Origin of the sequence: Candidatus Njordibacter sp. Uisw_002 (assembly GCF_047730155.1) — a bacterium.
Classification (GTDB): domain Bacteria; phylum Pseudomonadota; class Gammaproteobacteria; order Pseudomonadales; family Balneatricaceae; genus Njordibacter.
Map to the genome: position 1 here is coordinate 332,781 of NZ_CP159832.1, position 12,804 is coordinate 345,584.

General features: G+C 43.4%; 12 protein-coding genes. 7 read left to right on the forward strand and 5 right to left on the reverse strand.

The window, feature by feature from the left end:
- Positions 1-7: 7 nt before the first annotated feature.
- Positions 8-1,258: an efflux RND transporter periplasmic adaptor subunit gene (locus ABXT42_RS01600; protein ID WP_443628636.1), complete on the reverse strand. Its 1,251-nt coding sequence runs from the start codon at positions 1,256-1,258 to the stop codon at positions 8-10.
- Between the two features lie 241 nt (positions 1,259-1,499).
- Between ABXT42_RS01600 and pdxH the strand changes: the two genes are divergently transcribed.
- Both pdxH and ABXT42_RS01610 read left to right on the forward strand, forming a co-directional pair.
- A complete protein-coding gene (pdxH, locus tag ABXT42_RS01605; protein ID WP_443628637.1) occupies positions 1,500-2,144 on the forward strand; it encodes a pyridoxamine 5'-phosphate oxidase in 645 nt (214 codons plus the stop codon).
- Positions 2,145-2,173: 29 nt separating this feature from the next.
- A complete protein-coding gene (locus ABXT42_RS01610; RefSeq protein WP_443628638.1) occupies positions 2,174-3,322 on the forward strand; it encodes a methyltransferase in 1,149 nt (382 codons plus the stop codon).
- Here ABXT42_RS01610 and ABXT42_RS01615 read toward each other — a convergent pair.
- Entirely contained in the window at positions 3,319-3,939 is a 621-nt protein-coding gene (locus ABXT42_RS01615) for a lysophospholipid acyltransferase family protein (RefSeq protein ID WP_443628639.1), read from the reverse strand. The genes ABXT42_RS01610 and ABXT42_RS01615 overlap by 4 nt on opposite strands.
- A 116-nt stretch (positions 3,940-4,055) precedes the next feature.
- Here ABXT42_RS01615 and ABXT42_RS01620 point away from each other — a divergent pair, with 116 nt between their 5' ends.
- The 3 genes from ABXT42_RS01620 (at position 4,056) to ABXT42_RS01630 (ending at position 7,930) form a co-directional block, all read left to right on the forward strand.
- Positions 4,056-4,538, forward strand: coding sequence for an FKBP-type peptidyl-prolyl cis-trans isomerase (locus ABXT42_RS01620; protein WP_443628640.1), 483 nt, complete (start codon positions 4,056-4,058; stop codon positions 4,536-4,538).
- Between the two features lie 105 nt (positions 4,539-4,643).
- A complete protein-coding gene (locus tag ABXT42_RS01625) occupies positions 4,644-7,496 on the forward strand; it encodes a valine--tRNA ligase (RefSeq protein ID WP_443628641.1) in 2,853 nt (950 codons plus the stop codon).
- Positions 7,497-7,723: 227 nt separating this feature from the next.
- Entirely contained in the window at positions 7,724-7,930 is a 207-nt protein-coding gene (locus tag ABXT42_RS01630; RefSeq protein ID WP_046484454.1) for a cold-shock protein, read from the forward strand.
- A gap of 141 nt (positions 7,931-8,071) precedes the next feature.
- Here the strand turns inward: ABXT42_RS01630 and ABXT42_RS01635 are convergent, their stop codons facing one another.
- A complete protein-coding gene (locus ABXT42_RS01635; protein WP_443628642.1) occupies positions 8,072-8,497 on the reverse strand; it encodes a DNA polymerase III subunit chi in 426 nt (141 codons plus the stop codon).
- A 2-nt stretch (positions 8,498-8,499) separates the two neighbouring features.
- Entirely contained in the window at positions 8,500-9,981 is a 1,482-nt protein-coding gene (locus tag ABXT42_RS01640) for a leucyl aminopeptidase (RefSeq protein ID WP_443628643.1), read from the reverse strand.
- A 196-nt stretch (positions 9,982-10,177) separates the two neighbouring features.
- On the opposite strand from ABXT42_RS01640, the gene lptF reads away from it, so the two are divergent.
- Positions 10,178-11,281: an LPS export ABC transporter permease LptF gene (gene lptF, locus ABXT42_RS01645; RefSeq protein ID WP_443628644.1), complete on the forward strand. Its 1,104-nt coding sequence runs from the start codon at positions 10,178-10,180 to the stop codon at positions 11,279-11,281.
- Complete coding sequence (gene lptG, locus ABXT42_RS01650; RefSeq protein ID WP_443628645.1) at positions 11,268-12,314, forward strand: LPS export ABC transporter permease LptG; 1,047 nt, start codon at positions 11,268-11,270, stop codon at positions 12,312-12,314. The genes lptF and lptG overlap by 14 nt, the downstream gene beginning before the upstream one ends.
- Positions 12,315-12,344: 30 nt before the next feature.
- Here the strand turns inward: lptG and ABXT42_RS01655 are convergent, their stop codons facing one another.
- Positions 12,345-12,782, reverse strand: coding sequence for an RDD family protein (locus ABXT42_RS01655; protein WP_443628646.1), 438 nt, complete (start codon positions 12,780-12,782; stop codon positions 12,345-12,347).
- Positions 12,783-12,804 lie beyond the last annotated feature (22 nt).

Genomic DNA, 12,804 nt, shown 5'->3' on the forward strand with positions numbered 1-12,804 from the left:
GCTCCGACTAGCGTTTTTCTACTAACAAACCGGTGACGGCATTGGGAAGCTGCGTGATTAAAATATTATCACCACTGCGTAAGTCAGCGCCTCGAACTAGAGTTAAACGTTGGCCCTTGGGACTGGTCCAATCGCCTACTCGTTGGATGCTAAGTGCTTCTAAACGATCATCAACGATGCGATAAATACGATTTTGGCCATAGATTGCTAACGCAGGCAGTGTTATTACATTAGCTTCGGTGGGTAATTTAACCTTAAGCTGCAAGTTGCGACCTATTTCAATGTCTTGATCACGATCTAAACTAAAGAAGGCATCAATGCCACCTTGGCTAGATGAAGCTTCTGCAGATAGTCGTTCTAAGGTGAGGCCATATGTCTTGCCATTATGGTCAATACTGGCTTCTAACCCGCGGCCAGAATTAGCCGTTTGCATTAGGGGTAAATACCTAGCTGGAATTTGACTTCTCACTTCTAAGCTTTGGGTGTTATAAAGCTTAACAACACGGTCACCATTTCGTACGCGATTACCTGATGCTGTATCCACACTGAGTATACGTCCGTCAAATGGAGCAGCAATGCGAGTGCGCTCTAAGTCTAGTTGTGCAAATTCAATTTGAATTTTGCTTTGGGTTATTTGTGACTGTAGTTGAGCGATACGATTGGGGTGGTCTGCGATGGTATTTTTACGGTTGAGTAAAGATAGCTGCTGCTGCTGCAGCACTCTTGAAGCATCTTCTAAGCGCGATGTAGGGGCTACTTTTTTTGCAACCAGCTGTTGTTGACGTTCAAAGTTTTTTTGATTGATTGCCTGGAGCTGTTGTTCTATTACAAGTGCTTGTTGGTTGGTATTATTGTTGTTAATTTCACTTTGAATACGCGCTTCAACATCTATCAAGCTAGCTTTTCTTTGGGTTAGAGTTAAGCGCAATTCACGGTCATCTAAAAGTACTAAAGTTTGTCCAGCTTTTACGCTATCGCCACGACCTACGTCCACCTGGGACACAAAAGCGTTAATAGTTGAACTCAATTGAGCTGTTTCATTAGCTTGAACAGCGCCATAAAGGGTCACTTCTGGGGCAATGTCTTGTAACTTTACAACTTGGCTTGAAACTCCCCAAACTTGCTCAGTAATAGGATTGGCTGGGGCTTTTGGTTTAGAGTTTTTTAAATAAATAAACCCCGATACGGCTGCTGCAATAATAGCAACGGGTAGAACAACCCTAGTCAAAAAGCGAAAAACTGCAGTTTTGGATATCATGAAAAAAGACCTTCATTTGCAACATGTAATTACATGTCTGTTCAGCGACTAAAACAAAGTTTAAATTTTACATTAAAAAATATAGGTTTGATAATATTTATTAGCAGTACGTAATAGACTTTACTTCTTTTTACGCCTTGCCTGATTCACATTTATACGATCTTTAATGTCAATGGTACCGGACTTACGCATAGCAGCATATAATAGGGTTTTGTTGGTTATTTAAAAGTAGGAAAGTGTTATGTCCTCTCAAGATTACAAAGATTATAGGCGAGAGTATGAAGCGCAGGGGTTGCGCCGAGAAAATCTGGCTTTAGATCCCTGGAAACAGTTTGCTGATTGGTTGGTAGAGGCTGAAGTAGCGTGCCCACTTGACGCTACTTCTATGGCTTTGGCAACTGTTTCTTCATCAGGCATGCCCAGTGCGCGCATCGTCCTTATGAAAAGCTATAATGAAAGTGGTTTGGTGTGGTACTCAGATAAGCGTAGTCAAAAAGGCTGCGATATTGATCATAATCCAAATGCTTCTGTTCTTTTTTATTGGCAACCCTTAGAGCGCCAAGTGCGTATTTCTGGCACGGTATGTTTTCTACCAGAAGCCACTTCAGACGCCTATTTTAAGAGCCGCCCTAGAGGGAGCCAGCTTAGTGCCGCAGCGACAGCCCAAAGCCAAGTTGTTTCAGGGTTGGCTGATCTTGAACTCAATGTAGCTAAGCTGGATGAGCGTACTCACGATTGCTCAATAGACAGGCCTAGCCCTTGGGTAGGTTTTTGTCTTGTACCTACAAAATTCGAATTTTGGCAAGGTCAGCCTAGCCGTTTGCATGATCGATTTCGTTATCAGCAAACAGATGACGGATGGGTAATTGATCGCTTGTCGCCATAGTAGAATAACCCATATAAGTAACCTATTTTATGATACAACCTTTAATGATGAGCGCCTTTGGTGAATTGGTAATAAGTAGAGTTCCAGTTACTAAAAAAGAAACGTTAAGCGCCTTTGATCAAGCGGACCTGTTGGTTTTGGATTATCTAAAAACGCAGGCTTTGTTAAGTGTAAACTCTCGTGTGCTAGTGGTTAATGAAACGTTTGGTGCAATCACGTGTGCAGTGACTCAAGCCTTGATTGATGTGCAAGGGTGTTTGCCCGTTTTGTGGAGTGACTCTCATATTGCTCATCTTGGATTGCAGAAAAATGCTGGTGCTAATGGATTACCTACTGCTAGTTTTACCCAAGCACAAAACACCCCCCAAGGCCCTTTTAATATCGTCATATTACGATTGCCTAAAAGCCATGCATTGCTTCGTGATCAAGTTCAAAGAATGTTGCCACAGTTATCGCCAGACGCTGTGATTATAATGCCAGTAATGGTTAAGCATATTGATAATGCTTTGTATCAATTGCTTGAATCGTTACTTGGGCCTTTAACAACAAGTTTGGCGCGTAAAAAGGCGCGGTTGATTTTCGCTGTAAATAGTTTGGGCGTGGGAATAAATTCCCCAAAACCTCAGGAGACTTTTTGGGAGCTGCCTGCTTTAGCCCTATCCCTGCAGCATTTTAGTGGTGTCTTTGGTCGAACTAAGTTGGATGCTGGCGCACAGGTTTTGTTAGATCAGTTTCCACAAGGGCCATATAAATTGGTCATCGATTTAGGTTGTGGGAACGGTATCCAAGCCATTGCTGCTGCAAAAAAGTGGCCTGACTCTAAGGTGATCGGATTTGATGAATCCTATATGTCTCTAGCATCAGCTACCATTAACGCAACCAGCAATAACGTTGCTGATAGGTGTGAGTTTAAAGCGAACGATTGCCTAACAGGGGTAGAGCCCCAAACGGCTGATTTGATTTTATGTAACCCTCCTTTTCACCAAGAAAGGGTGATGGGGGACCAAATAGCCATGCGAATGTTTGCACAGTCTGCTCAAGTGCTCACCCAAAATGGCGAGCTATGGGTGGTGGGTAATCGTCATTTAGGCTATCACGCTAAATTAAAGCGCTGGTTTGCAAGTGTTGAGCAAATAGGGGCTCATCCAAAGTTTGTGGTCCTCAAAGCTAAGCTCTAAGCATCAGGCTGTTTGGTGCTGGCAATGCCCACAATATCTGGATTATAGTTGTGGGTGTTTTTCCCTTTCATTGGTCGATAAAAATTTTCTATAGCTTGCATGTCAGCTATCATGTCATCGGTAGTGTTAAACATCTTTCCAATGCCGCCAGTGCGAGTGGAGAAGTCAAAATACGCTAAAGCTAAAGGCACATTAGCTCCTTTGGCCATGTGATAAAAGCCAGTTTTCCAGCGTGTCACACTGCCTCTTGTACCTTCGGGTGCTATGGCTAAAACCAAATTTTCATTATGAGCGTAGGCATCTATAGATGATTCTACAAAATTTTTGCTTGCTTCGCGGTTTAAAGGAATGCCTCCTAGCCAGCGCATTATAGGCCCTAAAATCCCTTCAAAAAGTGTATGTTTGGCTATAAAATACACCTTTAAACGCAAATGAAAAGCGATGGCAATACCTAGTGGAAAATCCCAGTTAGAGGTGTGTGGGGCGGCGATGATAAGGTAGCTGCCTGATTCTGGCGCCACGTTAACGACTTTCCAGCCGCCAAGCTTTAGTACTAGCCAAGAAACTAGTCGCATAAAGTGGATAACGCCTGGGGTATCGTGAATAGTAAAATGCATGGAAATACGGGCCTAGGGGTGATTTTTGCGGTATTATAGCAGGTCGCTCATGAGCATGAGTAATGTTTAATTTTATCAGCCCTCATTAAATGATAAAGGGCATCTTGGAGTTGCAAATGAAAATTGCTGAAAACAGTGTAGTTACCTTTCACTACACATTAAAAAACGGTGCAGGAGAGTTGGTTGATACATCACGTGAAGCTGAGCCTTTGCCATATCTACATGGTTCAAATAACATTGTGCAAGGCCTCGAAGAAGCGCTTGAAGGCAAGCAACTAGGAGATAAGTTGCAAGTGGAAGTGCCTCCACATTTAGGCTATGGAGAATACATGGAAGAAATGGTTCAGCAAGTGGATCGTGAGATGTTTTCTGGTATTGAATCCTTAGAAGTGGGCATGCAATTCCACGCTGAGGGCGATTCTGGCCAGCAGCAAGTAGTGACTGTAACAGCGGTTGAAGGCGATATGGTAAGCGTAGATGGTAATCACGACCTTGCCGGTGAAACTTTGAATTTTGATGTGGAAATTATGGGTGTTAGAGTCGCAACCGAAGACGAATTGGCTAATGGTCATATTCATGGACCAGCCTGTAATCACTAATTGAGCCAGTGTAAGTGGCCCCGTTAAGCGGGGTTAATTTAAGCTCGACCATTTTTGATTGATAATCACCTATAACCACTTAACATAGAGCATGTGCCCAATATCATGGAAAAGACATATAATCCTAGCGCCATCGAACAACAATGGTACCAGCAGTGGGAAGATAATAATTACTTTGCCCCATCCGGTGAAGGTGTTCCTTATAGCATTGTTATTCCACCACCCAATGTCACGGGTAGTTTGCATATGGGCCATGCTTTTCAAGACACTATTATGGATGCCTTGACGCGGTTTAAACGTATGCAAGGGCACGATACTTTGTGGCAAGTGGGTACAGACCATGCAGGCATTGCGACACAAATGTTAGTGGAGCGAAAAGTTCAGGCTGAAGAAGGCAAAACGCGACATGATTTAGGCCGTGATAAATTCTTAGAAAAAGCTTGGGAGTGGAAAGAAGAGTCAGGCGGCACTATTACTCGTCAATTGCGTCGCCTGGGTGCCAGTGTAGATTGGACTCGCGAGCGTTTCACCATGGATGATGGCTTCTACACTGCTGTGCAAGAGGCTTTTGTGCGTTTATACGATGATGGATTGATTTATCGCGGTAAGCGTTTGGTTAATTGGGACCCAAAATTACATACTGCTATATCTGACTTAGAAGTTATCTCTACAGATGAAAAGGGCCATATGTGGCATTTACGCTATCCTTTAGCGGCAGGGGCGACTACTTCTGAAGGCCATGACTACTTGGTCGTTGCAACCACTCGTCCAGAAACCATGTTGGGCGATGCTGCGGTCGCAGTGCACCCAAAAGATGAGCGGTATCAGCACTTAATTGGTCAATTTATTACATTGCCTTTAGTTGACCGTTTAATTCCCATTATTGCCGATGACTACGTAGATATGGAGTTTGGTACTGGTTGTGTGAAGATCACCCCGGCACATGACTTTAATGACTACGCTATGGGCCAAAGACATGATTTGGGTATGATCAATGTGCTTGATCATGATGCTGCCATTGTGCAAGTGCCAGATGTGTATACCACTGCTGGAAAGGTCGTCGTTGAACACGACGAAATCATTCCTCTAGCCTATCGTGGCTTGGACCGATATAAGGCGCGAGATCAAATTGTTGCAGATCTTAATGATGTAAATTTGTTGGAAGGCATCGAAGATCATGGCTTAAAGGTGCCTCGTGGGGATCGCTCAGGTTTAGTGATAGAACCGTTGCTTACAGATCAGTGGTTTGTGAGCACAAAGCCGCTCGCGGAGCCTGCCATTGCTGCTGTAGAAGATGGTCGTATTGAATTTGTACCTAAGCAGTGGGAAAACACTTACTTTTCTTGGATGCGTGATATTCAAGACTGGTGTATATCACGTCAGCTTTGGTGGGGGCATAGAATCCCTGCATGGTATGACGATGAAGGTAATATTTATGTGGGCCGTAACGAAGATGAAGTGCGTATAAAGCACAACCTAGGGGACATAAATCTTCAGCAAGATGAAGATGTGTTGGATACTTGGTTTTCTTCTGGCTTGTGGACCTTTGGTACGCTTGGTTGGCCCAATTCTACAGAGGCTTTGGCTAAATACCACCCAACTGATGTTTTAGTGACAGGGTTTGACATTATTTTCTTCTGGGTTGCGCGCATGATCATGATGACCATGCATCTTATCAAAGACGAGACAGGTGAAGCCCAAGTGCCGTTTAAGACGGTTTATGTTACAGGGTTAGTAAAAGATCAAGACGGCGAAAAGATGTCTAAGTCTAAGGGTAATGTTATTGACCCATTAGACCTGATTGATGGCATTTCACTTGATGCTTTGTTAGAGAAGCGCACTGGCAATATGATGCAGCCTCAGCTTGCTAAAAAGATTGAAAAACAAACCCTAAAGCATTTCCCAGAAGGTATGGCTTCATACGGTACAGATGCCCTGCGCTTCACAATGTGTTCATTAGCGTCTACTGGGCGTGAAATTAAGTTTGATGTAGGACGCATAGAAGGTAACCGTAATTTTTGTAACAAAATTTGGAATGCAACTAACTACGTCTTAATGAACTGTGACGAGCAAGATTGTGGTCAACTAGGTGGTGAAGTTGAGCTAAGTTTAGCTGATCGCTGGATTACATCACGTTTACAAAAAGCTGAACAAAGAGTGATTGAAGCGATAGACGTATACCGCTTTGATCATGCTGCTGAAGCCCTATACCAATTTATTTGGAGTGAATACTGTGATTGGTATTTAGAGTTATCCAAGCCAGTATTATGGGATGAAAACGCAACGCCAGCTCAGCTTAGGGGTACAAGGCGCACATTGGTGCGGGTGTTAGAAACGGTGTTGCGTTTAGCCCATCCATTGATGCCCTACATTACCGAAGAAATTTGGCAAAAACTTAAAGGCCTAGCAGGTGTGGAGGGTGATAGCATCATGCTGCAGCCATATCCGGTTGTAGATGATCGTAAAATTGATGAAGTGGCTGAGTCAGACTTAAATTGGGTGCGCGGAATCATCGATGGCGTGCGTAATATTCGTGGAGAAATGAACATTTCGCCCGGTAAATCCATCCCTGTTTTATTAAAGTGCGGTGATGCTTTAGATCAGCAACGCCTTAATACGAATAGCCAGTTCCTAGTTAAGCTAGCCAAGCTAGACTCTATCACATGGTTAGATGAAGCTTGTGAGGCACCTTTAAGTGCTACCGCGTTAGTAGGCGGGCTTGAGGTGCTAGTGCCAATGGCGGGCCTTATTGATAAGGATGCTGAGCTTGGCAGGCTGAATAAAGAGCTAGGTCGACTTCAAGGTGAAATTAAACGCCTTGGAGGAAAGCTGGGAAATTCTAAATTTGTGGATAAAGCGCCAGAACAAGTGATTGAAAAAGAAAGAGCTAAATTAAAGGATGCACAAACCGCCGCAGCGACCTTGCAGCAACAAGTGGAAAAAATTGAAGCAATTTAGTAACTTTGGCGGGATTTGGGTGATATAGACTGCATTACAATCAGGTAAGTAGGTGTGTTGTTTGACTTATCTGTTAATGTGGTGCTACACTACGTACCGCACTAGCTTGACCGTTACGTGTGAAGATCCAAACCGTAATTTGCGCACACTCATAGGTTTTACCTATTTGATAAACAGCGCAGATGTTTGCGGTTTGTCAAATTAATTTAGTAGCAAAGAGTAAGAATATGAGCAAAGGTACAGTAAAGTGGTTTAACGCCGATAAAGGTTTCGGTTTCATCACTCCAGAAGATGGCGGAAAAGATTTATTCGTACATCACTCTGAAATCCGCAATGGCGGTGGTTACGCAACTTTGAACGACGGTCAAGCCGTAGAATTCGAAGTTGGCCAAGGCCAAAAAGGCCCTTGCGCCAACAATGTTGTTCCTTCTTAATTCGTTAAGAAAATAACATTACAGAAAACGCCGCTTTTAGCGGCGTTTTTTTTGCTTTCAATAAAGTAAAAGAACCGCCTAAGCGTGGCTCGAACAGGATGAAGGGATAGTTTTTACCCAATCTTTATCATCAATCCCAGCCTAGATTTTATGATACTGCATGGAGTGGCCTAGCTGGCTGTATTTTGTGTAATGTTCTCTTGCTGCTTTTAATACAACCTCATCTTGCACTACCAATTCAATAATCCGTTGGAAATGCTCAGGTGCTAATTGTTGGCTTAAATTAATACATATCTCATGATGAGCAATTGCGAGTGAGTCAGTCATTTCAGGCCAGCCTAAAACAACAACGGCTTTGGCATCTTCGTGCGACAATGCGTGAGGAATAAAGGAATCTGGCTTGAAAGCCCAAATGTATTGGTCTAAGTGAATAGCCTCTGCTTCGTCTTGGCAGAGGATGTAAACCTTTTGGCTGGCGCCGAGACTTTTTTCTAGCAAGCGGCATAGCAGCGGATAGCGGCTAGCTGGATCGCTCGATTTGAGCTGATAGAAATCTGCTCGACTCATGATTATGCCTGGTTAACGATGTGTTGAACTAATAAGGGTACGCATCGGCCAGTAGAGCCTTTTTTGGTGCCTGAAGTCCACGCTGTTCCGGCAATATCTAAATGTGCCCAAGTGAAACTTTCAGCAAATCGAGACAAGAAGCATGCAGCGGTTATGGCACCTGCTGAACGACCACCAATATTGCCTAAATCTGCAAAATTACTGTCGAGTTGTTCTTGATACTCTTCACCCATAGGCAATTGCCACGCAGTATCAAATGCCTGCTTGCCAGCAGACATAATGCTGGCAGCAAATTGGTCATCATTACTCATTACTGCACTGGTGTGGTGGCCAAGGGCGATAATGCATGCACCGGTAAGCGTTGCTACATCAACAACAGTTTTAGGGTTAAAACGCTCGGCGTAGGTTAACGCATCACATAATACAAGGCGCCCTTCAGCATCTGTATTAAGCACTTCTACCGTTTTTCCAGACATCGTAGTATAGATGTCACCAGGCTTAGATGCAGTGCTTGAAGGCATGTTTTCAGCACTAGCTACGATGGCTACCACGTTAATTTTAAGATCCATGTTGATGATCGCTTGCATGGCGCCCATTACACTTGCGGCTCCACACATGTCGTATTTCATTTCATCCATTGCAGCGCCGGGTTTAATACTAATGCCGCCCGAATCAAAGGTAATGCCCTTGCCGACCAATACATGGGGCTGTACACCTTCTTCGCCCCCTTGATAGTTGATAACGATTAGTTTTGACGGCTCTGCACTGCCTTTACCAACAGACAATAGCGAATGCATACCTAAAGCTTCCATTTCCGCTTCTTCAAGCACCTGAGTAATGACCTTGTCAGAGGCAGCTGCTAGCTTGTGCCCTTGCTCAGCTAAATAACTGGGGGTGCAGATGTTGCCCGGAAGGTTGCCTAAGTCACGGCATAAGTCCATTGCTTTTGAAGTGGCCACTGATTGCTTCAGCTGGGCTTGGGAGTCTGCGTGGGCTACTAGAAACATGTTAGGAGCAGGCGGCTTGTCCTTAGGTGTTGTTTTAAACTGATCAAAACGATAACGAGCTTGACCTATTGCTTCAACACTAAGGCGTACTTTACTGTGTTGGTCTAAAATAGTTGTATCTGCGGTAGTTAGCAAGTTAAGTACACTGGAGCCTGGGTTGGCACTAATTTTTGACCATGCAGTTTGCACTAGTTTTTTGTATTTGCGTCCGCTAAGTTTATCTGGAGCACCTGTGCCAATGACTAAAATGCGGCTAGGGCCTGGCCCAGAGTTCAAGAACAGTTGGCTGTTTTCAAACTTACCAGATAAGTCGCCACTTGCTATGGCATTGGAAATAGCGCCGTTAAGTATAGTATCCGCATTTTTAAGACTGTCAGTAGCTAAGACATCATTACTGTGAGTTGCATCAACCAAGGGTAAAATCACGCTAGACACTTCATCAAGCTTAGAGGCGTCCTGTTGTAAATAAAATTCCATATTGTCTCCTGACAAATTTACCAATTTGAGGCCTTGCAAAGGTGCAGGCAATAGCAAAATTTTACGCCAAATTGGTCAGCGTCTCTAGGTATCCACCACTATAATTTGTGTTAAATCTTCGTTTTGCTAAAAATCTGATACACTTAGCTCCATTGTTAGCCTTAACAGGCTATAACTTTGCCAAGAAGCTAGTCATTTGTCCTTAATTACTCGATACATTAATAAAGAAGTTCTGATAAGCGCGTTTGCGGTGAGCATGGTGTTGCTACTGATAATCTCTAGCAGTCGTTTTGCCCATTACCTTAGTAAAGCTGTGACTGGGGAACTGGACGCCGAGGCTGTGTTGGCTATTATTGTTAATTTACTACCTGCGTATTTAAGCACCTTGTTGCCCTTGGGTGGGTTTTTAGGAGTGCTGCTTACATTAGGTAAATTAAGTGTAGATAACGAATTAACTGTGCTTTTTGCCAACGGTATTAGCCAAAAACAGTTGGTGCAGATCATATTGGTGCCTCTATCAATACTGGCATTCTTAGTAGCTACCCTTAGCCTTTGGCTTGCTCCAGAGGCTTCCCGTAATGTTGAAGAAATTCTGTACACTCAGTCCCACACATCCGAATTTGATAGTGTGGTGGCTGGGCGTTTCCAGGGCAAAATTGAACGGCAAGTTATCTATGCCCAATCCATGAGTGATGATAGACAGCAGCTAAAGAATGTATTTGTATTTAATCGGCCAATTGCCGGTGAGGCGCCAGTGCTCATCAAAGCAACATCAGCCAGACAAATTTTTGATGAGGCCTACAAAACTCGTTATCTGTTACTAAAAGACGGCTCTAGAACCCAAGGGCAACCTGGTGAGCTGGACTATACAATCACTTCATTTGAAGAGTTGGCGGTGCGATTATTTACTGAAGAATTAGAAGTAAATATAACCCGTGGATTCACGTTACCTACGCTCATGTTAATGGGCTCTAGCAATGCTGATCACCGGGCTCAGCTTTATTGGCGCATTTCCCTTCCGTTAATGACACTTATTCTTAGTTTTGTAGCGATTTCTTTGGGTCAGGTGAACCCGCGTAAAGGGCGATTTGCAAGATTACTACCTGCCATTTTGGTTTATTTGGTGTACCTGTCTGCTTTAACAAGCTTACGAGATGACATGACTCGATCTGTAGCCAATGCAGACATAAAAATATGGTTACTGCACCTTAGTGTCTTTACCTTAGGGTTGTTTTTATTGTTTGGAAGGCAGTGGTTTAGGCAACTGTCCAAAGGAGGAAGCACAAGTGCGTCTGCTTGATATATATATTGCTAAGCACATATGGGCAGCAGTTGCGGTAGTGTTGTTAGTGATTTTAAGCCTAGATCTAATGACTGCATTGGGTAGTGAGTTAGACGCTTTAGGGCAAGGAGCAAGCTTTAAGCAAGTACTTACTTACATTGCATTAACTGTTCCTAGAAGGGTCTATGAATTCATGCCTTTAGCAGTATTAGTTGGGTGTTTGGTAGGTTTGGGCATATTAGCCAATAATAGTGAACTTACGGTAATGCGCGCAGCGGGTATTTCTTTGCGACGTATTGTTTGGTCTGTGATGCAATCAGTCGCTTTATTTGTGGTAACAGCCGCTATTTTAGGGGAGTACGTGGCTCCAGTGAGCCAGAAAATGGCTGAAATAGAACAGGCTGAATATAAGGGTGCTGCATCAACTAAAGGATTCTGGCTACGTGAAGAGGATGACTATATTTTTGTCCGCTCAGTAATGTCTGATGGTGTTTTGCAAGGAGTTTCTCGGTATCGCTTTGACGATAATAATTGGAAGCAAACTTTGGTGGCAGATAAGGGCGTTTATAAAGATCAACAATGGACATTGCAGCACATAAGGCAGGTAAGTTTAGAAGGTCAGAACATTGTTGAAAAGGAGCAAGAAAAAATACCTTGGAGTGTTTCTTTAAAACCTAATTTGTTGTCTATATTAAGTATGGATCCAAAGCATTTGGCAGTGGAAGATTTAATGCAATATAGCCAATACCTTGACCAAAGTGGATTAGATTCTGCACCTTATGAATTGGCCTTTTGGAAAAAAATGTTACAACCTCTAGCCACTTTGGCTCTAGTGTTTTTGGCTATTTCTTTTATTTTCGGGTCAACTAGATCGGTCACTCTAGGGCAAAGAGTGTTAGTGGGCGTGTTAGTGGGTTTGGCATTTAATTACGCCCAAGAGGTGTTAGCGCCTGCCAGTAGTGTTTTTGGCTTTACCCCTCTACTTGCGTACTTGTTGCCCATATTGGTGTGTATTGTAGGTGGGGCCTGGATGCTGAGAAAAGCAGGCTAGTTCTATTATTGGCATGAGCCATACTTTGTTTTAGTTTTTGGGCAACTGTACCACACGGCTGCTAGACCAGCGATCATGCCAAGTGAGCTTATTGTTATCAACTAACATCCACCAATAGCCCATGCCGAACACTAAGGCAGAAAGAATAGCGCACATAAAGCGCAATAGTGCTTGCTTTGCGTTAAGTGGTTGCCCCTGCTCAGACTCGATACGTAAACGCCAAGCTAACATGCCTAAAGTTTGTCCAGAGCGAGTCCAGAATAAAGCGAAAAACAAAAATGTAATGAGAAATACTGTGCTATTAAATAGCGGCCCAGAGACAGCTTCACCATCGTTAAACGCAATAAAAATATAGCCCAACAGCATCCATACCGCCATAACCGATAGGCTATCGTACACTATGGCAAGCAAGCGTTTAATTAAAGTAGCATTAGGGTGGTTATGACTTTTAAAACTTCTGTTGTTCATGGGTTAGATCGCTGGTGTTAAT